The sequence below is a fragment of the Corynebacterium sp. NML180780 genome (genome assembly GCF_007786415.1).
GTDB classification, from domain to species: domain Bacteria; phylum Actinomycetota; class Actinomycetes; order Mycobacteriales; family Mycobacteriaceae; genus Corynebacterium; species Corynebacterium gottingense.
Map to the genome: position 1 here is coordinate 1 of NZ_VNKN01000004.1, position 24,269 is coordinate 24,269.

Consider the following 24,269-nt stretch of genomic DNA (forward strand, 5'->3'; position numbering starts at 1 on the left):
TGGGCGACGCTGTCACGGTACCAGGCGCGTAACGTGTGGTGGGACACGCCAAGGAGCTCTCCGACTTCCTCGTACGCGCGTTGCCGTGAGCAGGACTCCAGACGGACCATCTCTAGGACTTGATGGATCGCCTTCTCCTTGAATTCGGCGGAATACTTTCTGGGCATAGTGCCAATCCTTCCTTAGCAGAGGTAGGAACTAAACCCAGGACGCTTCAGTTTCGGACCGGCTTTGGGTTCGCCTGTCAAAAGCGTGGTCTGCGGTTGGGGGGTGTTCCTATATAGGTTGTCAACTCCGCGGGTGGGCTTGTTGGGGGTGTGAACGGCTTCTGCTTCGTCTCGTAGATGTTGTTTTGGGTACCTTGAGGAGCCGATTGGGCTTGCTGTGCAATCGGCTTGGATGGGGGTCTGGTGGCTTTAGGCTGCTGCGGCCTCCTGGATTGTGGGGATGTCTCGGTAGAGCTCGCCGTTTCGCATCATGGCGAAGAGGACGTTGAGGCGTCGGCGTGCGAGTGCGACGACTGCGGCGTTGTGTCTTTTGCCTTCTTTGCGTTTTCGTTCATAGAATTGCCGGGAACGCTCGTGGAATCTGATCGATGCAAAAGACGATTGCCATAGGGCGTTCTTTAATTTTTGTTGCCAGCGCGGTTGGGCGAATTCGACATAATGGACGTTCCTGATTGATTTGTCCGTGGTGATAGGCCTGCATAGGACGCTAGGTGCGCTGCATCGGGGAAGTCGGACATATCGCCAACGGTCATGAGGATCTGTGCTGCGCTACGTGGGCCGATGTCGGGCATGGATAAAAGAATCTCGGTTTGAGGAATGTCTTGAATGAGCTTGAGTACCTGTGCTTCTATTTCCTTGCGATGCTCTAGTTTGGCCAGTGCGTCTTTGGCGGACATTGCTACGCCAAGTTCGGCGTATTCTGCGCCGACAATGGACACGGTCTGTCCGTGGATGGCAGCAAGCATGGCATCGATGACAGGCTCGGGATTGCGCGCTTTGTGACTGCGCGCAAAGGCTGCTAGGCGTGTTTTACCGATGCGTCGAATCTTGGTGGGGTCACCGTATTTCGCAAGTAGGTGGAGGATCCATTTTCGGTGAATCATCTGTCCGCGCAGAACATGTTCGAATGCAGGATAGGTTCCTACGAGCGCGGATCGCATCTGGTTAATCAGGCGTGTGTAGGCCCGGGCGAGATCTTCGTCAATACCGTTGAGTACTTTCAGCTGGATAAAGACTTCCTCAACGCGGTCGACACTGCGCAAGGAATCTGGAAGGTTAAGACCGGCATGGGCGATGACGTAGGCGTCGCGTACATCGGTTTTGGAGTTGCCGACGTGGATGCGAGAGAGCTGTCGCATCGCAAGCCCTGGTAGATAGCGAACATCTGCCCCCATGTCTTGGGCGACTGCGACGGTTAATCGGCCGATGTTGTTGGGTTGATCGACAATGACCAGGACCGAGGCGTTGTCGGTGAGGAATTTGCCGAAGAGCTTGCGTAGTGAGCCTTCATGCTGGTTGATGCGTTTGGATAGGACTTGCCTGCCTTGGGGATCGAGGACGCAGGCGTGGTGGAAGTATTTGCCGACGTCTACGCCAATGACGAAGTCATAGGCCATGGGTGTGTGCCTCCTAGCGATGAATGAGAAGTTGGACTATTTAAGCTTCATCACTGGGGTTGGTCGGACATACTTGGACTGGCACCCACATTACTGTGAGACCTCATACCACCTGGGCTGGGTCAGGTTCCTATTAGCAGTTTGAGTATGTCACTGTCTTCGGCGACATCACCCCCCGGATCATTTTCAGACAGGGACAGGAATAAGCCATACCGAAGCCAGTGACTAGTTCCCCTGTCCTTTCAGACGGAGGGAACGGAAGTAAACATAGCCCGCCCAATCGGGCGGACAGGTTATGAATCTTCGGTGCCCTGGGGTGGAACTGCTAACAACGTAATGGGGGGAGCGGGGGCAAAGTCAATAATTCGAGTCTGGCATAAGTTGCTAAGGATTGCCTAACCTAATACTGTTTCAAGTTAGGTTCCCGATCGGGAATCGGCAACGGAAGCGAGGCGGCGACGATGAACAGAAAACGTGGATCGACCAGAGAACCCCTCTCCGGAGGGGGAGTCGGGGACGCGGGCCCGGACGGGACGGGCGACGGCGACGCGGTGGCGTCGCAGACGGACGACGGGCGGTTGGTACACGTCGCACCGGTCGCAGCGGGTGGCCGACCATCCACCCGCGATATGCTCGTCGCCGCCGCGATCGGCGTCGCGGGGTCTCTCGTCGTCGTGCCCTTGACCTACCTGCAGGTGTTCGCCGGCATCGCCCACGTTTATCTCGTCGCGGCGACGCTCGGGTTGTGGTTCCTGCAGTGCGTCGTTCCCCTCATCGTCGTCCGCAAGCCTGGCGCGAGCCTCATTGCGTGCCTTGCCATGGGCGTCGTGTCCGCGGCGACCACCCCGTTCGGCGTCGCCGCGATCGGGGCGCTGATCATGGAAGGATTGCTCATCGAGCTTCCATTCATGGTCACCCTGTACCGGCGGTGGACGCGTACCCAGTTCGTGGCGTCGGCGATGTTGTTTTCCGCGCTGATGGGAACGATGGCCCCGCGCGCAGTTGGCGTCGACTCGCCGACCACGCCCATGACCCTGATCAGCTTCGCCGTAGCCTTTGCATCGAGCTTGGTGTTTTTGGTCCTGGGCTTTGCCGTCGCAAAGGGGCTTCGCAGCCGCGGGGTCACCCGGTGACCGGCGGAGCACCCGCGTGCGCTGGTGCGACACGCGGGACGGCCCCGGCCCGGTTACGGGTCAGTGGCGCTGGCGTGCGGCACGCCGATGGGCGATGGGCACCCGACATGGTGGATCTCTCCTTCGACTTCGGTACGATCAATGTCATCACGGGACCCGTGGGATGCGGAAAGACGAGCCTGGCCCACCTCATCGCTGGACTGATCCCCTCGCACATCCCCATCGACCATGCCGGATCCGTGCATATCGTTGATGTCGACGGCACCGAATGCCCCGTGGACGGGGACCGGGTCACCTTCGTCGGGCAAGACCCGGCGACGCAGGTGCTCACGCTTCGAGTCGTCGATGACGTATCCATGGCCCTCGAGTTTTCCCTCGTGGAAGCCGACATCGTCGCCAAGCGATCAGCCGCGGCCCTATCAGAGCTCGGGCTGTCAGAGCTCGCGGAGAAGGATCCGTGGGCTTTGTCGGGCGGGCAACGCCAGCGGATGGCCATCGCCGGCGCGGTGGCCAGTGCGCCGGAGGTCATGATCTTCGACGAGCCCGCGGCCCACGTCGACGAGGATGGTCGCCGGTCGCTGTTCGCCGCTATCCGTGATTTGCGGGCCCCGGGGCGCGTCATCCTGCTCATCGAGCACGACCTCCGCCCGTTCGACGGGTGGGTCGACACGGTGACGATCCTCGATGTGGACGGGAGCGTCGCCGCCCACGGAGCGCCGGATGGCATCGCGGTGAAGGGCATTGCGACGACGGCCGCGACCGCCGGAACGCCGGACGCCAGTACGCCGGGCACGGGGGTGCCGGACCGTCCCAATCCGGAATCGGAGGCGGAGGCCGTTCCACTGCTGGCCTTGACCGGAACCCACGTGGCCCGAGGCGGGGAGAGGATCCTGAACGGGGCCGATCTGACACTGGAACGGGGCGAGATTCATGCCCTAGTCGGTGCCAACGGAGCCGGTAAGTCCACCTTGCTGGCGGTGCTGTCGGGCCAGATGAAGGCGGGAGCGGACCTCCGGATTGACGGCGCGTCCGCCCGGCGCGTCCCCGACGCCTTCGCGTCGTTGGCGTTCCAGAACCCCGAGCACCAGTTCACCCGCGCGACCGTCGCCGCGGAAATCGACTCCGCGCTGGCCGGCACGGACCCGCACGGACCACTCGGTGCCGATGAGCTGCGGAAACTGCGGGAAGCCTTGTGCCCCCGGGCACTTGACCCCGTCTCGCCGTTCGTCCTGTCGGGCGGACAGAAAAGACGGTTGGGCATCTTCCTGGCGGTGGCGGCCAATCGCCGTTTGCTGCTTCTCGACGAGCCGTTGGCGCATCTGGATTCGCCGAGCTCGCGCATCGTACTGGATGCCCTAGCGGAATACGCAGGGGCCGGCGGAACCGTTGTGTTCACGTGCCACGACCGCCGTGCTGCGCGAACGTGGGCGGATCGGGCGAGCATCGTCGCCGAAGGGAAGGTCGCCTGGTCCGGTCCCGCAGCCGACGTGCCGGCTTCCCCGGAGTCGTCCCGGCGGGATCGTGCACTGCCCGCGGCCGGCGCACGGACGTCCTTGGACGAAAGCCCCTGGACCAGTGGATCCGCCGCTCGAAGGCGCGCGGGGTTGAACGCCATCACGATTGTCGCGGCGGTGATGCTCGTCCTCGTCGCCGGGCTGCTCTCCGGCGGAGACGCCGTTCTCGCTCTGACGGGGGTCGCGTTCCTCGCACTCGCTGCGATCGCGGAACGCGACGTTCGGGCGACGGCGGGGAAGGTCCTCCTCGTCCTGTTGATCGGGGTGTTCTTCGGCCTGCTCGGGTGGCGCTCCGAGTTCTACGGCAGTGGGGATCCGGCGGAGGCTGTCCGCCACGGCATCCATCACGGACTGCTACTGACGGCCGTGTTTGCGGGGACGGTCCTGGTCTCCGCGTGTATGCGCGTCGAGGAGCTTTTCGACGCCATGGTGCAACGCCTCCGGGTGCCCTACACATGGTGCACCATAGCGATTTCCGGGGTGAGCATCGCGGCGTTCCTGCGCAGCGAAATCCCCCAGCTGACATGGGCGATTAGATTGCGCTCGATGCGACCGGGGCAGTCTTTCCGCTCCGGCTTCATTCGCGCGACGACGCCCGCGCGCATCGCCTTTCCCCTGTTCGTCAGCGCCGTGCGCTGCGCCGAAAAGCTGTCCCTGACCCTGGTGATGCGCAACTTCGGCCGCCATCCGCGGCGTACCTTCCGCACCGATCACCCCTGGCGAGTGCGTGACGGTTTCGCGGCCGCAGCGTCCGCCGCGGCCTTCGTTGCCGCCCTGGTGTCCGCAGTGACTTGACGGGCACCCGGAACCGGCGGTCCCCGAGCCCGCGAGCGTTTCCGAGCCTGTACGGAGACGCGCCCCACCCAGTTGCTTCAACCCTTCAGACACATCCTCCGGGTCGCGCCATGCGGGCCCGGTCCGCCCGGCACCGGCATGGCGCCGACAACCGAAAGAGGTACCAGTGAACACGATCCGGACCATCAGCGACGTGCTTCGGGACAAGGCCGATGAGACGAAGAAGGGGATCACCTTCGTCGAGAATTGGCGGGACGTCCTCGTCCCGTACGGCCGGGTCCATGCGGAGGCGGTGGCGGCTGCGACTCGGTTGGCCGAAGCCGGCATCGGCCCGTTCGAGGTGCATGCAGACTCACTCGCCCGTGCTTGCATCGACTCAGGCACCGGGTACATCGACGTCAACGATTCGATCGACGCCCGCCGCGCAATCATGGCCCTCGACGGGGATGCTCGGCGGGAGGGGGTTCCCGTGCTCACCGGGTTCGGCCTGTGCCCGGGCTTGTCGACGGCCCTGTTGATGCTCGGGGCCTGCGCTGCGGGGGCCGAAGAGGTCCGCGATGTGCGGGTCGATCTGCGAATTGGCGCCGACCAGGAATCCGGGGCCGCGTCGGTCGAGTCGATGTTCCGGACCATTCGCGGCGGATACCGCGCGATGCTCGGCGGCGCCATCGTCGAAGTGCGGCGCAACCTGGTGTCGTCGCAAAGCGGAATCGGCTACGAATGCCCGGACATCGACGTCGTACGCGGGGTGTGCCCCTCGATCCTCGGATTTTCCTACCACGTCGCCTTCGATGCTCTCCCCGATGAGTCGGTGGAGAAGATCCGCACGTCGAGACTGTACGCGATGCCCGTCGTCTCCGGTCTGCTCGCCCGTCTCGGGGCGGCCGTGACGTCGCGGAAGGCGCGGGCGAACGGCACTCCGCAACCCGCCGAGCTGGTCATCGCACTGTCCTCCGCCGGCGCGGGCGATGCGGGGTCGGCGGCCGAGACAACCGTCGTCCGGGCAACTGGCCCGGGTTCCTACAAAATGACCGCGGCCATTGCCGCCGCCACCGTTGCGTCGGTCGCGGGGAAGCCAGTCGCGCCGGGGTGCCGGGATCTCGTCAGCCACCCCCGGCTCCTCGAACCGGTCCTCGCCTTCGCCCGCGATGCAGGCATCCATATCGAAACGCCGCATGACAACCCGACCACGGGGCCACTGCCGGCAGCGGCCCACTGCGACACCAAAGAAAAGGAGAAACGATGACGGATCAAGCTGAACGGGGTGCGGCGATCGTCGTCCGCGACCTCACGAAGAGCTACCCGATTGCGGGCACAGCCGGCACCGCGCCCGAAGGCGGGGCAGGTGCTCCGCCGGACGGCGGGCGCAAGGGAAAGCGCGGCGCCCGGATGCGCAAGCATGTGCTCGACGGCGTGAGTTTCACCGTGCCCGCCGGGTCGATCGTGTCGTTCCTCGGCCACAACGGCGCAGGCAAGACCACCCTCATCCGAATCCTGTCGACGCTCATCACCGCAGACTCCGGCGAGGTGAGCATCTTCTCGCGCGATGTGAAAAAGGATCCGGCGGGCGTGCGTGCCGACATTGCCACCACCGGCCAATTCGCGGCGATCGACGAGAACCTCACCGGCCGGGAGAACCTGGAGTTCTTCGGGCGTCTGCGCGGACTCGACCGCGCCGACGCGGCCGCCCGCGCGACGGAACTGCTCGCGCAATTCTCGCTCGCGGACAGTGCCTCGACGCTGGCGTCGGCCTATTCGGGTGGCATGCGGCGCCGCCTCGACATCGCCGCGTCGCTGTGCGTCGTGCCCAGGTTGCTGTTCCTCGACGAACCCACGACGGGGCTGGACCCGGTCAGCCGCGAAGAGTTGTGGGGCTTCATCCAGCAACTGCGGGACGACGGAATGACCCTGGTGCTGACCACCCAGTACCTGGAAGAGGCGGAGGCGCTGGCAGACTACGTCCATCTGCTCAAGGACCGCCGCATCGTCGCCAGCGGAACGCCGGAGGAATTGCGCCGCGACTTCGGATCGCACGTGCTCCGCGTGTCCTTTGCCACCACCGCCGAGGCGGAGGCGTTCGCCCGCTGCCTCGGAGGAACGTGCCTGGACGGCGCCCGCGTCGCGGGGAAGTCGGTGTCCCTCGACGTCGACCCCGGACCGCAGGTCCTCGAGGCGGTGGCGCAGGCGATGGAGGCCTCGGACGCGTTGCCGGATTCGCTGAGCGTGTCGCCGCCCACCCTCAACGAGGTATTCATATCGATGAACGCAGGGGGTGCGGCGCGATGAGTGCGACGTCGGTCGCGGCGTTCCTCCGTCGGGATCTGCTGCTGTTGCGACGCAACACCGCGTCGCTGATCTCCATGTTCGTCGTTCCTCCCCTCTTCCTGCTGTGCCTGTACGCGGTGTTTGGGTACTCGGCAGGGCAATCCGGCTTCGGGTACCTGCGTTTCGTGCTCGGCGGCTGCCTGTTCCAGGCGGCGATGTTCACCGCCGCGGCGTCGGCGATGGCGGTGGGACAGGACGTCGAATCCGGGCTCGTTGACCGCGTGCGCGTGTTGCCCGGGGCCACAGGCGGCTATGTCGCCGGCAGGCTCGCCACCGATGTGCTGCGGATGTCCGCGTCGATCGCGGCGCTGCTGGTCGTCGCGTGGTCCTGCGGCCTCGACATGGCTCTCGGTGACGTCGCGTGGACAGTCCTGTGGTCACTGCTCGCCGCCGCGGTCCTGTCCCTGGTCACGGACGGGGTGATCCTGATGGTGCCCGCCCCGGTGTCGACAGCCTCATCGATCCAGGCGCTGGAAATGCTGCTGCTCATGTTCTCCACCGCGTTCATTCCGGCGACCGCTTTGGACGGCTCCCTGCGCGACGTCGTACGTCACATGCCGTTTTCGCCGATCATCGAGGTGATCAGGGCGGCGTCCCCGGATGCCTTCCCGGATAGTGCCGGGGAAGAGGCCGCCCTGTGGCTCGGTGTCGCGGCGGTCGCCGGAATCGTCTTGTTCATCCGCCGGTTCACCTTGAGGAGCGAATCATGATCGACGCCATTTTCGTGCATCTGCGGCGCATCGTCCACACTTGGCTGCGGCGCCCTGACTTCTGGTTCATGACGTTCATTGCTCCGCTCGTGTACCTGTTCATCGTCAACCGCATGTTCGGTGGCCTGGTCAGGCAGCTCACCGGAGAGTTCGAACTCCCGAACGCGGTCATCCTGGTCGTGACGACGTGGGCGTTCATCTTGGCCATCACGGGATCGTCCACTGTGTTCGTTGAACGCAGCAATGGCCTCCACGAGCGGTTGATCACCATGCCGGCACCGTACGCGGCCGTGCCGACCGCACGGATCATCGCCGAGTTTATCCGGATCATGGCGATGACGGTCGTCGTCGCGGCGGTGGCCGCCTTGCTTTCCGACAGCCCCCCTGAGGTGTCCTGGTGGTGGAGGATCACGGTGACCGGCGCGATGGTTGCCGCGGCGGCCGCATGCACCGGCACGTACATCGCGTTCTCCATCACCAGCCCCCAGGGATCCGTGGCACTCATCCCGTTAATCATCGTTGCGATGTTCGTCAACACGGTGCTCATGCCCGCCGACCACTTCCGTCCCCTCCTGCGCGGAATCGCCGGGCACACCCCCGTATCCGCGGCCGGCGAGGCCGTCAACGGCACCGGGGCTGCGGGTCTGGTGGTCTGCGCGGCCTGGTTCTTTGGTATCGCTGTGCTCGCGGCGTGGGGCATCGCCGTGAAAACGAGGCCGGGGGAGTCTGCATGACGGCCCGCGAATCCGAGCATCTAACCCGAAACCGCCGCGTGGACGCGGCCCACACACCCGGAGACAGAACCAAATGAAGTCGATCGCCCAGATCGTCCAGAACAACCGCAGGCTCCTCGCGGCCTACGAGGACAAGGTCCAGCCGAGGTTCCTAAGCCGCTATGCGCGCGAACCGATGGACGCCGCTGCCGTGTACCGGAAGCTCCGTGCGCTGGATCCCGGGCCGGATGCGCCGGCCCGGGTCCTCGACCTCGGTTGTGGAACCGGGTGGCTCGCCCGCACGCTCGCCGCTGAGTCTCGCTATCGCAGGGCGAACATCGTCGGCTACGACCTGTCGCCCAATGCGATCCGCATCGCCCGCGAACGCGCCGCCGCCGACGGGCTCGGGGCCCGGACGGAATTCCACGTTGCCGACATCCTCACGCCGCTCGCGGGAGAGCCCGGCGGGGCCTGTGAAATCTGGGTGTGTGGCGCGCTCCACCAAATGAAGGATGCGGGAGCCGCGCTCGGCAGGGTCTCCGGGCTGCTCGCCGACGGCGGCATCGCTTACGTGCAGACGTTCGTCGAGGATCCCGACGTGAACGAGCGGGTCGACATGGCCGTCATGGAGAAGACGGGCCACCGGGTGTTCCGGGGCAGCGAGCTCGAGGACCTCGCCGAAGCCAACGGGCTGAAGCTGGACGGAGTCTCACGCGCCGGCATGGTGTATTTCTGCACTCTCACGAAGAAAAGCGCGATCGGGGAGGCGGGCAAGTGAGCGCCGTGGACGGGACCGTAGGCCCGTGGTCGCTGCTCGCCCCGATTCGGACCCGGATGCGTGCGGTGGTCGCGTTATCCGTCCTGTCGTCGGTGGCTACCGTCGCTTCGCTGGTCGGCATCATCGACATCGCGATGACGTACCCGGAGGCCCCGGAGCATCGGACGTGGTTGGCCGTGGCTGTCATCGTCGTCGCCGCAACGGTGCGCATGGCCGCGGACGGCGCCGCCGGCATGCTCTCGCACCGGGCGGATAATGACCTGCAGCTCCACCTCCGGCGCCGGCTGGTCGCCCACATCCGGAAGTTGCCGTTGGGCTGGCTGGACGCCCGGCGCTCGTCGGGAATCATCGAGTCGGTTGAGAAGGACGTCGCGGCTGTCCACCAGCTCATGGGCCACACCGTCGGTGAGACCGTGGTGGCGGTGCTGGTTCCCCTGCTTTCCCTCATCGCGCTCGTCGCGGTCGATTGGCGGATCGCGGCGGTGGCGGTCGTCCCGGTGCTGGTCACCTTCGCCCTGATGGGCGTGATGATTTCGCGCGGAGCCGGTCTTCAGCGCGACTACGAACGAGCCTCTGAAAAAGTGACGGCTGCGGTCATCGAGTTGGTGCGCGGCATCCCGGTGATGAAGTCCTTCGGACGCGCCAGCCAGGGCGCGGGCCGCTACGATGCCGCGGCGTCGTCGTTCGTCCGCGCGTGGTCCGCCTGGTCCCGGCAGTCGAACATCTATCTCGGGCTCATCGACGTGGTGACGTCCCCGATCACGGTCCTCGCAGTGATGTGCGGCGCCGGCCTCGCTTTGAGGGACACTGCGGGCGGCAAACCGGAGGGTCTCGTCGCCGGGCTGGTTCTCGGCCTTGGACTCTCCGCGGCGATCGTGAGGGTGGCTATGAACTCCGAACCCATCATCGCGGGGATCGCCGCCCTGAAGTCCATCGCGGAGGTGCTGGGCACGCCGCCGATCACCGAGTCCGTCGAGCCGGTGCCCGTGCACGGAGGCGCGCTCGAGGTTCGGAACCTGGTCTTCTCCTACGGGGATGGGCCGCGGGTCCTCGACGGGATGTCCGCGACGTTCGAACCGGGGACCCTCACGGCGCTGGTGGGGTCCTCCGGTTCCGGAAAGTCCACCGTCGCCCGGCTGTTGGCGCGTTTCCACGACCCTGTCGAAGGCTCGGTGCTGCTGGGCGGCGACGATCTTCGCGACATCGCCGTGCGCGACGTGCACCGTTCGGTGTCGGTGGTGTTCCAGGATCCGCAGTTGCTCACGCTGCCCTTGCGGGAGAACATCCGGCTGGCCAGGAGAGACGCCACCGACGGCGAAATCATGGCGGCCGCGAAGCTCGCGAACCTCGATACGGTCATCGCGGCGCTGCCGAAGGGCCTGGATTCGGTGGTCAACGTCGACGTGACCTTTTCCGGTGGTGAGGCGCAGCGCGTGGCCATCGCGAGGTCGATTGTCACGGACGCGCCGGTGCTCATCTTCGACGAGGCAACCGCTTACGCGGATCCGGCTTCCGAGGCCCTCATTCAGTCCGCAATCGAGCGTTTGGCTCGTTCGCGGACGGTGATCGTGATTGCGCACAGATTGAGCACGATCCGCAACGCCGACCGCATCCTCGTTCTCGATGGGGGAGCGGTCGCGGAGGCGGGCACCCACGACGAGTTGCTTGCGCGCGGTGGCCGTTACCGGGATCTGTGGCGCGCGTTCGCGCTCGACGACGAACCATCCGCCCCGCGGGGCACTGAAGCAGACGATGAAAAGGCAGGGAACCGATGATCCGGGACTTGTGGTCGATGACGGATCGGCGCTCGAAGATGACGCTGGCGTGGCTCATTGCGTTGGCCGCGCTTGCCGCGCTGGCACAGGGAGCGGCGTTCGTCGCGCTGCTGCCGCTGCTGTCGGCTCTGGCCGTGGGAGATGATGCGACGGCGTGGCGTTTCACCGGCGTTATCGCCGGCCTCGCGGCCGCCCATGCGGTGCTGTCCCTCGCCGCGGGGACGGTCGGCAGGGCGAATTCCGCAGCGGTGCTGTCGTCCCTGCTGCGTTCCCTGGGCGAACGCGTGCTGACGTTGCCACTCGGGTACGTCACCAAGTCCACGGCCGGCCGCTTTTCGGAGATGGCGTCTTCGGGCATGGCGTTCGCGGCGTCCGTGCCGCACGTGATCCTGCGGCCCGTCATCGCTGCTGTGGTTGCGCCGACCGTCATCGCTCTCGGAATTCTGGCGGTGGATTGGCGTGTCGGGTTGGTTCTCGTCGCGTCGGCGCCGGTGCTCTTCTTCGCCTACCGGGCCATTGGCCGAGTCGGCGGGGAGTCGGACGAAGCGCATGCTGACGCCGTCGCTGCCGTCTCCGGCAGGCTGATCGAGTTCACCCGCGGCCAGCAGGTGATTCGCGCCGCGGGCGACGGTTCGGCGGCGGACGCGATGGTGGATGAGGCGATCCAGGCCCAACACGATGCGTTCGCGAAGGCGACGTCGACGCAAGGCGCGGCCATCGGACGGTTGGGCTCGGTCGTCCATGCGGTGTTCACGGCGGCGGTGGTCGTCGCCGTGGCGGTCGCCGCGACGGGCGGGATGTCACCGGCGCATTTGGCGTCGATGCTCATTGTGGTCGTCCAGTTCACCGGACCGATCACCACGGCGGGAGCGTTGTCCGGCGGTTTCGGCGCGGGCCGCAACACGTTGGCTGCGCTGCGTGACCTGCGGGCGATCCCCGCCCTTCCCGAACCGGCCGCACCGGAGCTGCCCGACGGGCATGACGTGGAGTTCCGCGGCGTGAGCTTCGGGTACGGGGAGAAGAAGGTCCTCGACGGCGTCAGCTTCCGTGCACCTCAGGGAGTGCTGGTCGCCATAGTGGGACCTTCGGGGGCGGGCAAGACGACGGTCATGCGGCTGCTGTCGCGGTTTCATGATTCGGACTCGGGGGAGATCCTCATTGGCGGGGTGCCCTTGCCTCGGATCGGCACCGACGGCGTGAACTCGCTGGTGACCCCGGTGTTCCAGGAGACGTTCCTCTTCGACGCGTCCGTGCGGGACAACGTGGTCTTCGCCGACCCCGGATTCGGTTCCAGGCCCGGCGACGGAGACCGCTTGCGCGAGGCCGCCCGGCGATCCGGGGTGGACCGCATCGTGGAGCTGCTGCCTTCCGGGTGGGATAACCCGGTGGGGGAGGAGGGGACGCTGCTGTCGGGAGGCGAGCGGCAGCGCGTCGCCATCGCCCGGGCGCTTCTGAAGGATTCCCCGGTGGTGCTTTTCGACGAGCCGACGTCCTCGCTGGATGCGGCCACTGAGCGGGCGATTGTCGGCACGATGGAAGCGTTGCGCGGCGATCACACCGTGATCGTCGTCGCCCATCGCCTGCACACCGTCCGCGATGCCGACCTCATCGTCGTGCTTTCGGAGGACGGGACGGTCGCAGAACGGGGCACGCACGATGAATTGCTGGCGAAGGGCGGCCGCTACGCCGAGTCGTGGACGTGCCGGACGGGAGGCTCCCCGGGCGCCTGATCCTCGTCCGTCGAGGACTATCGCTCCGGTCCGGTACCGGTGCAGTGGTCCCGCCACGCCGTCCCGGTCAGCGGGTCCTCGACGATGCCCTGGGCGACAGGGTCGTAATTGAAGCCGTAGTGCTCGGTGCGGTGGGCGGGGCACACGTCTTGGACGGTGATGTTGGTGACGCCGGGTTCCCGCACGAAGGAGTTTTAGTGGGGGAGCACGGCATTGTCGTGCCGCGTGCCCAGGAAGGTGTACCGAACGCCCGGTCGAGTGATGTCGCCGATGGTCAGCTCATTCAGCAGCATGGAACCGGAGATCTGCTGTTCCCAGGCAAGCGCGTTCGTTTTGCCGGCGTTTCGGGAGTATCCGTGGCGCATCTCGGGGTGGACGTCAAAGCGATCGGCTGCGCTGTGCGCCCGGGGCCCGTGGTTCGAGGCCCGGTACCGATGAGCTGTTCGACGACCCGGTCCCGGGAATGAGGATGACGGGCAATTCACCGTCCCGGGGCGGCACCGGAAGTCGTTGGCGCCGGGGGCACCAGACCGGGCTTGGCCATGGACAGGGCCCGGGCGGCCGCGGGTGAGGTTTGCCGGCGGCCGGGCCACCGGTCGGGAAACCGCCGTCCGACAGCGACGAGGGGATTCTCGTCACCTCGTCGGGGGGTCATCCTAAAGTGGGCAGGTAGTTCCAAGGAGAACGCGTGGTGAACACTTGGTGAACCGTGCGGGTGAATGAAAACTGGCGGCGAAGGCCCGCGCGAATACCTGTTCACGGATAGACTTGTCCACCATGAACGCAGCCACCGAGCACAATGAACAGTCAACGAGCAACTACCAACCGGTCCACGCTGCCGACATTCAAGCTGCTCAGGCGAAAATTTCCTCGGTGATTGAGCCGACCCCGCTGCAGTACTGCCCGCGGCTGTCGCAGCAGTACGGCGCGGATGTGTACCTCAAGCGTGAGGATTTGCAGGACGTGCGCTCCTACAAGATTCGCGGCGCTTACTACAACATCTCTCGCCTGTCCGCTGAGCAGCGCGCAGCGGGGGTGGTCGCGGCGTCGGCAGGCAATCATGCGCAGGGCGTCGCGTACGCCTGCCGTGCGCTAGGGATCCAGGGCAAGATCTTCGTGCCCAAGCCCACGCCGAAGCAGAAGCGCGACCGGATCAAGGTCCACGGCGGCGACAACGTCGAGCTCGTCGTAACGGGCAATACGTTCGACGAGGCAGCGGAGGCGGCTCGTGCCGACGCCCGCGGGCGCGGGGCAACAATCATCGAGCCTTTCGACGCCCGCGATACCGTCATCGGGCAGGGCACGGTTGCCGCCGAGATCCTCGCTCAGCTGACGGGGCTTGGCCGGGAGCTGGACACCATCATGGTGCCCGTCGGCGGCGGCGGCCTGCTCGGCGGGATCGTGTCGTACGTGGCAGACATGTCGCCGCGCACGGCCGTGGTGGGGGTGGAACCGCGCGGCGCGGCGTCGCTCGCCGCAGCGCTCGAGCACGGGGGTCCGGTGACGCTGACGGACATTGACCCGTTCGTCGACGGTGCGGCGGTCAAGCGCATCGGCGCGTTCCCGTTTGAGGTGATTGAGCACAACCAAGGGCGTACGCACCTCCTGCGCGCAGACGAGGGCGCGGTGTGCACCGAGATGCTGGCGCTGTATCAGAACGAGGGCATCATCGCCGAGCCCGCAGGCGCGCTGTCTGTCGCGGGACTTGCCGGGATGAAGGTCCAGCCGGGGTCCACCGTCGTATGCGTCATCTCCGGCGGCAACAACGACGTGCTGCGTTACGCGGAGGTCATGGAGCGCTCCCTGGTGCACCGCGGGCTCAAGCACTACTTCCTGGTGAACTTCCCGCAGGAGCCGGGGCAGCTGCGTACCTTCCTCACCGACATCCTCGGCCCGGACGATGACATCGTCCTGTTCGAGTACCTGAAGAAGAACAACCGCGAGACCGGCGCGGCGCTGGTCGGTCTGGAGCTCACCCGCGCGAGCGACCTGGAGCCACTGCTGGAGCGCATGGATGAGTCCGTCATCGAGTGCCGCCAGCTCACGCCCGGCACGCCGGAGTACGAGTTCATCGTCTCCAGCTAGCCCAGTGGGCCGAGCGGGCCGTGCGGATCCCGCCTAGCGCTGGATGTAGGCGATGCCCCAGGGATCCAGCACCGTCTCATTGGCGCCGACCTGCGGGTCGGTGAACGAGTACAGCAGCGTACCGCCGACCGGCACGGTGACCGGCTCGTCGCTGAAGTTCGCCGCCAGCACGACCGTTCCGTCATCGCTACCGTCCGCCATGGTCAGCCACTTCTCGCCGTTGTCCACCTGCAGCGTGCGCAGGTCCTCGCGGTTGCAGCCGTGCTCGCGGCGCAGCTGGATCAGGCGCTTGTAGGCGTCGTGGACCTGCTGCTGCTCGTCGGTAAAGGTCCAGTTCAGCTTCGCGGACGTGTAGGTGTCCTCGTGGCCCGGGTCCGGCACTTCGTCGTGGTCCCAGCCCTGGCGGGAGAACTCGTGGAGACGACCCTGGCGGGTGCCCTCCAGAATTTGCTCGTTGGAGTGGGAGACGAAGAAGGGGAACGGGGTGTTCGCGCCGAACTCTTCGCCCATGAACAGCATCGGGGTAAACGGGGAGTGCAGGAGCACCGCGGCCTTGAGCACCTGCTGGGCGGGGGTGAGGTTCTGGCTCGGGCGGTCGCCCGCAGCGCGGTTGCCGGTCTGGTCGTGGTTGGTGGTGTAGGACACCAGGTGCCACGGTGCGACGTGGGAGAGGTCCAGCTCGCGGCCGTGCGTGCGGGCGCGGTACTTCGAGTAGGAGTTGCGGAAGCGGTAGCCGTTGCGCAGCGTATCCGCGAGGATCTCCATGGTGCCGTAGTCCACGTAGTAGCCCTGGGTCTCACCGGTCAGCAGAGAGTGGATCCCGTGGTGGACGTCGTCGAGCCAGTGCCCCTCGAGCCCGTAGCCGCCGCGCTCGGGGGCGCTGATCAGGCGCGGGTCGTTCTGGTCGGACTCGCCAATCACGGTGCGAGGCACGCCGGTGTCCGCGGCGAGGTCGTCGCCGATGCGGGCGATTTCTTCCATGATGGAGAAGGCGAGGCGGTCGTCGTAGGTCTGCACCGCGTCCAGGCGCAGCCCGTCAGCGTGGAACTCGCCGAGCCACTGGCGCACCGTATCCAGGATGTAGGCGCGCACCTCGTCGGAACCGGGGCCGGAGATGTTGATGACCTCGCCCCAGGCGGTGAGCCCGTCCGTCAGGTACGGGCCGAACGCGTCGTTGTAGTTGCCCTCCGGGCCGAAGTGGTTGTACACGACGTCGAGGAGGACGGCGATGCCGTGGGTATGCGCGGCGTCGATAAGCTCCTTGAGCCCCTGCGGGCCGCCGTACGTCTCATGGATAGCAAACCAGTCGACGCCGTCGTAGCCCCAGTTTCGGGTTCCGGCGAAGGGCTGCAGCGGCATGAGTTCGATGGTGTTGACGCCCAGCTCGGCGAGGTAGTCCAGCTTCTCAATCACGCCGGCGAAGGTGCCGGAGGGGGAGAAGGTGCCCACGTGGAGCTCGTAAATCACCATGTCCTTGGTGGGGATGCCGGACCAGTTGTCATCGTTCCACGCGAAGTCGGTGCTCACGACCTCGGACGGGCCGTGCACGCCCTCGGGCTGGAGGCGCGTGCGCGGATCCGGCATGGGGATGGACCACTGGGTGCCGTCGAAGAGCGAGAAGGTGTAGTGCTGACCCGGCTGCGGGGCGACGGTGGCGGGGTCGAGCACCCACCAGCCCGCGCGCTCCGCGTCGGGCTGCATGTCGTGTTCCTCGCCGTCGACGGTCACGCGCACCTTCTGGCCCTTCGGGGCCCATACCTCAAACTGGCCCGGGGCGGTGTGGGACGCATCATTATTGGCAGCGTTTGTGCTGTGTGATTCACTCATGTCCCCAGCCTAAGGAGGCGACTCGAGCACCGCAATGACGTCGTCCCCCGGTAGACTGCACCCCTATGCTGACCACCTACGAGCTGCCCGCCCCGGGCGCGCCGACCACCCACGAACTTGAAATTAAACGTTCCCGGTTCATCACCTGGGTGGGTCGCGTCGAATCGGAGGATGAAGCACGCGAATTCATCCACGCAGCGCGCGAGGCGTTCTCGGATGCGCGCCACCACTGCTCGGCGTTCATCGTCCACGTCGACGGCGCGCAGCCCATCGAGCGCTCGTCCGACGACGGCGAGCCGTCCGGCACCGCGGGCACGCCCATGCTCGAGGTGCTCAAAGGCTCGGGTCTGGTCAACGTATGCGCAGTGGTCATCCGCTACTTCGGCGGCACCAAGCTGGGCACCGGCGGGCTTGTCAGCGCGTACACGCACGCGGTGACCGGCGCGCTCGAGAACCTGCCGCGCGCCACCCGCAACCTCCGCGAGCTCATCACCGTCAACCTGCCGCACGCCGAGGCCGGCCGGATCGAGTCGGAACTGCGCAACGCGGGCATCGAGGTCGTCGACATTGCCTACGGGTCACTGGCCACGTACACGCTCGGGTTCGCCCCGGGGGAGCGTGAGCTTGTCGACGCCCACCTGGCAGCGTCCACCCAAGGCACCGTCGAGTCGAAGGAAGCCGGGCACCGGTGGGTGGAAACGACCGACTGATCCGCGGCAAACGCCGGCTGCGCGTGATCCCGCGATAGACTGTGCAGCATGACGATGAAGCCTCGCCTCAATAACCCCATCGCGCGCCGCAAGGAAGCTGTGCGCAAGTACAGCCGGAACGCCGTCCTCTGGGCCGGCGGCGGAGTGGTCGGCGGTGTCGCCCTCGGCCTCATCGCGGGCTCATGGTCGCTGCTCATCCTCGGTTTCGTCGTCGCCGTGGTCGGCGGCGTGGCCAACTGGATGAAGGTACAGAAGATCGTGAACCACAAAGACGAGTACTAAAGGCGCGGGCGAATGACCCAACCCGATGGGAGGGCAGTGCGGATCGACGCCTGGCTGTGGGCCGTCCGCATCTTCAAGACCCGCACCCAGGCCGCGGAGGCCGTGCGCGCCGGGCACGTCAAGCTGAACGAGCAATCGGTGAAACCTGCCGCGCAGGTCGTGCCCGGCGACGCGGTGCGCGTGTGGAAGGACCACCGCTACCGCGACCTGGAGGTCACGGCAACCGTGCGCAAGCGCGTCGGGGCGCCCGTGGCCAAGCAGTGCTACCTCGACCACTCGCCGCCACCGCCTCCGATGGACATTTTCGCCACGATGCCCAAGCGCGAGCGGGGGGCGGGGCGTCCGACGAAGAAGGAGCGGCGCGAGACCGACCGCCTGCTGGGTCGGCGCCGTTAGTTCGCCGCCCGGAGCTGCGCCAGACGCTTGGTCAGCCGCGCCCGGCGCACCTTTGGCCGGTTGCCGGCGTCCCACGTGCGCTCGATGTGGTCGGTGCCGTAGCGATTGAGCAGGAGGTCGTCGACAAGCCTGACTTGCCCGGGCACGAATGAGTAGCGCAGGCCGTTGGTTACCGCCTCAAGGTCCGCCGGGTTGAGTAGCTCCGCGACCTGCGAGACCCGCTCGAGGCCGTGCGCGCGCAGCAACTCGTTGAGGAACCGGTAGTCCGCCGCCCGCGAGAGTGGGTAGCGCGAACCGAGCAGCACCGTGAGGATGCCCGGCAGGGTCTCCGGCGCGATCTGCGCCTCCACGTCCGCCCCCTCCGCAGGTTTCACATCCGTGATTCCGGCGATCTGGTCAAACTGCTGATCGGCCAACTCGATGAGCCCGGCCGCGAGCGTGAACGCACGGTCCACCTGCGGGTCGACGTCCTCAACGGCCCGCTTGTAGCGCACATCGTGCTCGAACTCGGCCCAAGCGTGCTGGAGCACCGTGCGGATCTGCACCTCGAAGGCCGTCCCCACATACTCCTCGAGCCCCTCGGACCTCTCCTGCACCCGCAGCACCAGGTGGTGCGAGCCGTAGCCGAATCCGCCGGCCACGCGCGTCTCCTCCGCCTTATCCACGCTGCGCAGGACCTCAAACTCCTCCGCAAGCAGCGTCTGTACAGCGGGGATCTCAGTGGAGTGTAGCACCGTAATGCGCGCCCCGATGATGTCTTTAATGTCCGTCCACGGTTCCGGGTAGACGGGTTCGCCGTCGCGCATCTTGCGCGCCTTTTCCTTCAGCGAGGGCCACGTTTTGATCCGTACGTCCACCCGGTCGAAGTTCACGGCGGCATCGCGCATCAGCTCGTGCAGCGCGTGGCGGAACGCCGTCGCCGGGTCCTCGTGCGCATTGAGCCAGTTGAAATAGGTAGAGCCGAGCCGGGCGATGGTCGCGTCGGGAACCCTCGCCTCAGCCTTCCGCGCCCCCTTGCCCGCCCGGGCGCGCTTCTCCTGCTCGTTGCTCATCAGGAGCTACAGCATACCCCCCTGCATGCTTATCGACGCCCCCACAGTCCCATCCTCACGCCCCCGCCCGCACGAACAGCGCCACCGGCAGCGCGGAGAACACGTCGGCGACCTGCACAGTCCCGCGAAACTCCCGCCTGCTCAGGCGCTCGACCCACGTGCCCTCCGGCAGGTCCACCGTCGTTTCGCCCCAGCCGCCGGTCCTGGCCAGCTTGAGCGGCTCCCGGGTGGCGAGCCCAATCACCTGCGCGTCCTCGCCCTGCATACCGCGCGCCATGCCGACGAGGTGGTGCTGCGCTGGACCCAGCGCGAACACGGCCCGGTACGAGCCCTCCGTAAACACCTCCGGCCGCTGGCGGCGCAGCCGCAGCGCCTCCGCCGTAACCGCCTGCTTCGCGCGGTTGCCGCGCTCCGCCAGCGCCTCGGGGGTCGGCGGGACCTCGTCATACAGGAACGAAGCAATGTCGAACGACTCGCCGTCGCGGGCGGCGTCGTACTGCGCGAGCGTTTGCGCGCGCGCAGTGTAGTCTACGAACGCCCTGTTGTCCGGGTCCACGAGCGCAAGTTCTACGAACTCCTGCCCTTGGTACGTATCCGGAATCCCCGGCCCGACCAGCTGGAGCAGCTTGCGGCCCAGCGACACCTGGACCGCCCCGATGTGCAGCTGCCGGACGAACGCGCTCACCCGCGCGGCGGCCGGTCCGTACAGGACAGCGTCCACCCAGTCCAGCACCCGCTGTTCGTAGCGCGCATCCGGGTCCACCCAGGTGGTGTGGAGTGCTGCCTCGCGCACCGCCTTCGTGGCATAACCGTGCAGGCGCTCCCGCAGTGCGTCCGTCACCGCTCCGTCCTCCGGCCAGACGCCGATGATGTTCTGCAGGAGGAAGTGGCCGGTCGCGCTGTCCGGCGGCGGCACCAGCGCAACAACCTGCCGCACCAGCTCGGCGAAGTCGTTCGGCACCTCGGTGAGCTCGATGATCCGCGCGCGGGTGTCCTCGCTGCGCTTTGTGTCGTGCGTGGACAGTGACGTCATCGCGTGCGGCCACAGCCCGGCGCGCTCGTCCTGCAGCAAGTGGAACTCCGCCGCCCCGACGCCGAAGCGCCCCGGCGCGCCGCCGACTTCCTGCAGCGCCACGAGCCTGCTCGCGCGGTAGAACAGCGTGTCCTCGACGCCTTTGGCCATGACGGCGCCGCAGACTTGGGCGAAGCGGTTCTTCGCCTCGCCGGACGCGAGGAAGGCAGCCGCGATGAGGTCGAGCGCGTTGCGGCGGGAGGGGAAGCGCTTGGACATGTCCGAGATGACGCTGGAGGTGATGCGCGAGAGCGACCGGTAGTCGGCGCGGTAGACGGGCATCGCCGCGACCAGCTCGATCACTGTCGACGCCAATTGCTCATCCGAGACTTCCGCGGTCACCGCGGAGAAGTTGTCGCGGCGGATGGCGCGAACGAGCCTGCGTACCTCGGCGCCCAGCTCGGAGGAGGCGACGTCGTGCTTGAGCTGCTGCTCGCTCGCCGCGATGGCCTCCTCGTCGCAGGTCGAGCCGGATTGCTGCAGGGCGAGCATGCTTAACGTGTCCTCGGCCGAGCGGTTGAGAAAGATGCCGTCGAGTTCCCGCAGTGCGTCGTACCCGGTGGTGCCGTCGACGTGCAGGCGCGGGTCGAGCGGCTCGTTGACGCCAAGGATCTTTTCCACCACGAGCCACCGGTCGTGCCCGATGAGGTCCCGCAGGCGGGAGAGGTACGCGAAGGGGTTGGTCAACCCGTCGGGGTGGTCGACACGTACGCCGTCGATAAGCTCTTCTGCGATCAACTGGCGAAGGAGCCGGTGCGTGTGCTCGAAGACGAGTGGATCTTCCTGGCGCACCCCTGCGAGCCCATCGACGGAGAAGAAGCGGCGGTACGAGATTACGCCGTCGCGCCAGTACATGAGCTTGTACGGCTGGCGCTGGTAGACCTCGAGCGGGTCGTCGTCGAGACCGCCGTACGACCCCGGCGCGAGGGGAAAGTAGTTGTCGTAGTAGGCCAGGACATCCTCCCCGCCCGGGGCAGTGCCTGCGGGGAATTCATCCTCGGCCAGGTGAGTGAGGCGGAGCTGCTCCTCGTCGCCCTCCTTGCCAAGCACCGGGAGCCCGAGCTTACCGCCGGCGCCGTTGTCCTCGTGCCAATCAATATCAAAGTAGGTGGCAAACTCGGAGTCCGCGCCAAGCTTGAGCACGTCCCACCACCAGCGGTTGCGATGCGGGACCTCCACGCCCACGTGGTTTGGCACGATGTCCAGCACGATGCCGAGTCCGGCGTCGTGTGCTGCCCGGGCGAGCTTGCGCAGGCCCTCGATGCCACCCAGCTCGGGGTTGACCTTGGTCGGATCGATGACGTCGTAGCCGTGATTGGACTCCGGCATGGCGGTGAAGATGGGGGAGAGATAGAGGTGCGATACCCCTAGGTCGCGCAGGTAGGGGATCTGCGCCTGCGCCTCAGCAAACCCGAACGCCCGGCCCGCCGGGTCCGCCCCCGGGCCGCGCAGCTGGAGGCGGTAGGTGGAAGTGATGGGTCGACGCATGGTCGTGCTGCTCCTTGAGCTGGAATAAACGGGGACACAGGGACACCCCATTCACCATAGCGAGGTGGCTAGTAAAAGCGGCGTACCTTGCGCGGACGGCATAGCAGGAGCGGGAAGCCGAGTGAGTACCGCATCAGGCGCTCCCAACCGACGACACCGGCGACGTCCCTCGGTGGTGCGTCGAAGACGAACAACTTGTTGTCATCAGCAACGTAGTACAGCAATTCGTGCTCCGGGCGCAGTACTTCCGTGAAGTGCGAGTGCAGCACGTCGAAGGTTGTCGGGTGCGTCACCCACCCCGCGGCCGTCCACCCAAGTGCTTGGACCTCAACGCCGCGCGGGAGCGAGCCCGGGGCACCAGCGAGCGCGATGGACGGGTCCCGGACCCAAAACGCCTCCTCCTGGCCGCGCTCCTCGGCGAAGCGGAGCAGGCGCGCGGCAGCGTGCTTCCACGCTTGGTGCTCCGAAAAGCCCAACATGCCCACTTGCTGGTGCGTGAGCGCGGCCGTTGCCGGGGTGTCAAACACGCACGCCAGGCCGGGCGACAGGCCGACGTACGCAGTTGACGAGCTCAGCCCGGGCGTGAGCCACGCGTACGGGCCGGTGGAATAACGCTCGTCGCGCCGGGCGAGGCGGGGGATGAGCAAGGCGGGCAGCTCCGGGGCGCGGGGAGCCAGGGTGTCAGAAAAATGCGTCATGCACTATTAGACGCAAAAAGTGCCGCTCCGGTTCCATGCGTTGCCGAAGAAATTGAAATTTTTTTGACGGAGGGGGGAGTTGGCAGGTCAGAACGGTGGTTCGTCGTCAAGCTCGAGCACCGAAAGCAGGCGATCCGCCTGCCAGATCTGGATCTCCTGGCCCTTTTCCTGCAGTTCCTTGGCGCGCTTTTCCTTCGAGGTGACGCTGTTCCAGGCGCCGACCACCAGGATCGTCGTCTTCTTGGTCACGTTCTTGCCCACCTGGCCGCCGTGCTCGGCGATGCCGTTCCAGAGCGTGCCCTTGTCAAAGGGCTCGAATTCGCCGGTAAGCGTGACGTGCTGGCCGTACAGCGGCGAATCCGGGCTGGCGTCCAGGTTCGGCTCGGGGACCTTGTCGGGCGTGGCCACAGACTGCCAGGGAGCCGGGCCGCGCTGCCCGCCGCTCGAGGCCCCCGCACCCTTGCCCGAGCCGGATTGCCCACCGCGCTTCGGCCCGGCCTGGTTGCTGCCGCGCGGCGCGGCGGCAGCCTCCACGACGGCCTGCACGCCGCCATCGGCGAGCAGCTCCGCCTGCGCGGCGCTCCGCTTCCCGGAGCGGTCCCGCGTCACCGGTGTGACCTTCGCCTGCTCGATGGTGCCCAGCACAAAGCCGCTGCTGTGCACGAAGCTGGCCAGGGAGCCTGTGTGGTGCGCCCGGCGCGCCAGGCCGAGCATGATGCCGGCGCACGCGGCAGCGTCGGCGCACGCGTCGTGGTGGTTGTCCAGGCCCACACCGAAATACTCCGAAAGCGTGGGCAGGCGGTGGTTGCGCACGTCAAGGCGCTCCGCGCGCGACTGCGCGAGCGTGCACGCGAACAGCATGGGCGGAACCGGGTGCCCCGTAGCCACGCACGCGCTGTGCAGCGCCGAGGCGTCAAACTGCGCGTTGTGCGCGACCAACGGCAGCTCGCCGACGAAGCCAATCATCGCGTCGATGCGATCAGCCACGCCGGGCGCGTCAGCCACATCATCGGCGGTAATCCCGTGGATGGCCACGTTGCCCGGCTCGAACTGGTTGCAGCTCTCCGGGGGCTGGCACAGCCACGACACGCGGTCGACCTCTTCGCCGTCCACAAACTTGACCAGCCCAATCTGGCAGATGGAGCCCCAGTTGGGGTTGGCGGTCTCCACGTCGAACCCCACGAAATCGAAGCCGGGGATCGCGCCAGAGGCTTCCGCATTATCGACGTCCGGGGCTTCGCCCCGGCGCGCCGCAGCCACGAGCGACGCGAGCGCTTCTACCTGCGACGCCTCGCCGGGCGCGAAGCGCACCACCTTGGTGTCCCCGGCCCCGAGCGTGAAGGAGAGGCGGCCTTCTTGCCACCCGTCCCCGGGCTCGGTGGTCACCTCGGTGATGTCCGCGACGTCCACGCTGTGCTCGTCGGACTTGCCCGCGAGGGCGGCGGCGAGCGGCGAGGGGCGCCACACCACCTTCGAGTTGGTCACCGTTACCAGGGCGCCGTGGGCGGAAATCACGTGAACTACTCTCCAATCACAGGCAAATGCGGGTTCGCACTAGTCTA

21 protein-coding genes and 1 pseudogene are annotated in these 24,269 nt (G+C 66.6%); 13 read left to right on the forward strand and 9 right to left on the reverse strand.

Annotated features, from left to right (window positions below; translation table 11 throughout):
* Positions 1-167 (reverse strand): transposase (locus tag FPP74_RS03130; RefSeq protein ID WP_144717136.1); only part of this gene is annotated, 167 nt, incomplete at its 3' end.
* A gap of 249 nt (positions 168-416) precedes the next feature.
* Positions 417-1,624, reverse strand: a pseudogene (locus tag FPP74_RS03135) (IS110 family transposase).
* Positions 1,625-2,085: 461 nt separating this feature from the next.
* Here FPP74_RS03135 and FPP74_RS03140 point away from each other — a divergent pair.
* The 9 genes from FPP74_RS03140 to FPP74_RS03180 all read left to right on the forward strand — a co-directional run bounded on the left by FPP74_RS03140 (position 2,086) and on the right by FPP74_RS03180 (position 13,097).
* Positions 2,086-2,757 (forward strand): ECF transporter S component, encoded by a 672-nt coding sequence (locus FPP74_RS03140; protein WP_095279059.1) that lies wholly within the window; start codon positions 2,086-2,088, stop codon positions 2,755-2,757.
* A 107-nt stretch (positions 2,758-2,864) separates the two neighbouring features.
* Complete coding sequence (locus FPP74_RS03145) at positions 2,865-5,066, forward strand: ATP-binding cassette domain-containing protein (RefSeq protein ID WP_233125468.1); 2,202 nt, start codon at positions 2,865-2,867, stop codon at positions 5,064-5,066.
* A 166-nt stretch (positions 5,067-5,232) separates the two neighbouring features.
* The gene (locus tag FPP74_RS03150; RefSeq protein WP_239216915.1) at positions 5,233-6,312 is read left to right on the forward strand and encodes a saccharopine dehydrogenase; all 1,080 of its coding nucleotides are present in this window, start codon (positions 5,233-5,235) and stop codon (positions 6,310-6,312) included.
* Positions 6,309-7,352, forward strand: a complete 1,044-nt coding sequence (locus FPP74_RS03155; protein WP_095279057.1) for an ATP-binding cassette domain-containing protein — start codon at positions 6,309-6,311, stop codon at positions 7,350-7,352. The genes FPP74_RS03150 and FPP74_RS03155 overlap by 4 nt, the downstream gene beginning before the upstream one ends.
* Positions 7,349-8,101: an ABC transporter permease gene (locus FPP74_RS03160; RefSeq protein ID WP_095279056.1), complete on the forward strand. Its 753-nt coding sequence runs from the start codon at positions 7,349-7,351 to the stop codon at positions 8,099-8,101. Before FPP74_RS03155 ends, FPP74_RS03160 begins: the two co-directional genes overlap by 4 nt.
* Positions 8,098-8,835 carry an ABC transporter permease gene (locus FPP74_RS03165; protein ID WP_095534860.1) on the forward strand — a complete coding sequence of 246 codons (738 nt, stop codon included), beginning with the start codon at positions 8,098-8,100 and terminating at the stop codon, positions 8,833-8,835. The genes FPP74_RS03160 and FPP74_RS03165 overlap by 4 nt, the downstream gene beginning before the upstream one ends.
* Positions 8,836-8,908: 73 nt before the next feature.
* Complete coding sequence (locus tag FPP74_RS03170; RefSeq protein WP_095279054.1) at positions 8,909-9,592, forward strand: trans-aconitate 2-methyltransferase; 684 nt, start codon at positions 8,909-8,911, stop codon at positions 9,590-9,592.
* Positions 9,589-11,367, forward strand: a complete 1,779-nt coding sequence (locus FPP74_RS03175; protein ID WP_095279053.1) for an ABC transporter ATP-binding protein — start codon at positions 9,589-9,591, stop codon at positions 11,365-11,367. The genes FPP74_RS03170 and FPP74_RS03175 overlap by 4 nt, the downstream gene beginning before the upstream one ends.
* Complete coding sequence (locus FPP74_RS03180) at positions 11,364-13,097, forward strand: ABC transporter ATP-binding protein (protein WP_144717137.1); 1,734 nt, start codon at positions 11,364-11,366, stop codon at positions 13,095-13,097. Before FPP74_RS03175 ends, FPP74_RS03180 begins: the two co-directional genes overlap by 4 nt.
* Positions 13,098-13,114: 17 nt before the next feature.
* Here the strand turns inward: FPP74_RS03180 and FPP74_RS12160 are convergent, their stop codons facing one another.
* Entirely contained in the window at positions 13,115-13,282 is a 168-nt protein-coding gene (locus FPP74_RS12160; RefSeq protein ID WP_154762579.1) for a hypothetical protein, read from the reverse strand.
* Between the two features lie 9 nt (positions 13,283-13,291).
* Positions 13,292-13,462 (reverse strand): hypothetical protein, encoded by a 171-nt coding sequence (locus FPP74_RS12165; RefSeq protein WP_154762578.1) that lies wholly within the window; start codon positions 13,460-13,462, stop codon positions 13,292-13,294.
* A gap of 412 nt (positions 13,463-13,874) precedes the next feature.
* Here FPP74_RS12165 and ilvA point away from each other — a divergent pair, with 412 nt between their 5' ends.
* Positions 13,875-15,182: a threonine ammonia-lyase IlvA gene (ilvA, locus tag FPP74_RS03185; protein WP_144717138.1), complete on the forward strand. Its 1,308-nt coding sequence runs from the start codon at positions 13,875-13,877 to the stop codon at positions 15,180-15,182.
* 33 nt (positions 15,183-15,215) lie between these two features.
* Here the strand turns inward: ilvA and treZ are convergent, their stop codons facing one another.
* A complete protein-coding gene (gene treZ, locus FPP74_RS03190; protein ID WP_144717139.1) occupies positions 15,216-17,009 on the reverse strand; it encodes a malto-oligosyltrehalose trehalohydrolase in 1,794 nt (597 codons plus the stop codon).
* 65 nt (positions 17,010-17,074) lie between these two features.
* Here treZ and FPP74_RS03195 point away from each other — a divergent pair, with 65 nt between their 5' ends.
* From FPP74_RS03195 to FPP74_RS03205, 3 genes are read left to right on the forward strand one after another with little or no spacing between them, the layout of a single operon-like run.
* Entirely contained in the window at positions 17,075-17,719 is a 645-nt protein-coding gene (locus FPP74_RS03195; RefSeq protein ID WP_144717140.1) for a YigZ family protein, read from the forward strand.
* Between the two features lie 48 nt (positions 17,720-17,767).
* The gene (locus FPP74_RS03200) at positions 17,768-18,001 is read left to right on the forward strand and encodes a hypothetical protein (RefSeq protein WP_095534855.1); all 234 of its coding nucleotides are present in this window, start codon (positions 17,768-17,770) and stop codon (positions 17,999-18,001) included.
* 12 nt (positions 18,002-18,013) lie between these two features.
* Entirely contained in the window at positions 18,014-18,397 is a 384-nt protein-coding gene (locus FPP74_RS03205; protein WP_095534854.1) for an RNA-binding S4 domain-containing protein, read from the forward strand.
* Here FPP74_RS03205 and FPP74_RS03210 read toward each other — a convergent pair.
* The 4 genes from FPP74_RS03210 to FPP74_RS03225 form a co-directional block, all read right to left on the reverse strand.
* Complete coding sequence (locus FPP74_RS03210) at positions 18,394-19,449, reverse strand: GTP pyrophosphokinase family protein (RefSeq protein ID WP_095277581.1); 1,056 nt, start codon at positions 19,447-19,449, stop codon at positions 18,394-18,396. The two genes, FPP74_RS03205 and FPP74_RS03210, sit on opposite strands and share 4 nt — an antisense overlap.
* Before the next feature lie 55 nt (positions 19,450-19,504).
* On the reverse strand, positions 19,505-22,009 hold the full coding sequence (gene treY, locus FPP74_RS03215; protein ID WP_144717141.1) for a malto-oligosyltrehalose synthase: 2,505 nt from the start codon (positions 22,007-22,009) through the stop codon (positions 19,505-19,507).
* A gap of 68 nt (positions 22,010-22,077) precedes the next feature.
* Positions 22,078-22,707 (reverse strand): hypothetical protein, encoded by a 630-nt coding sequence (locus FPP74_RS03220; protein WP_144717142.1) that lies wholly within the window; start codon positions 22,705-22,707, stop codon positions 22,078-22,080.
* A gap of 87 nt (positions 22,708-22,794) precedes the next feature.
* Positions 22,795-24,222 (reverse strand): exonuclease domain-containing protein, encoded by a 1,428-nt coding sequence (locus FPP74_RS03225; RefSeq protein ID WP_144717143.1) that lies wholly within the window; start codon positions 24,220-24,222, stop codon positions 22,795-22,797.
* Positions 24,223-24,269: the final 47 nt, after the last annotated feature.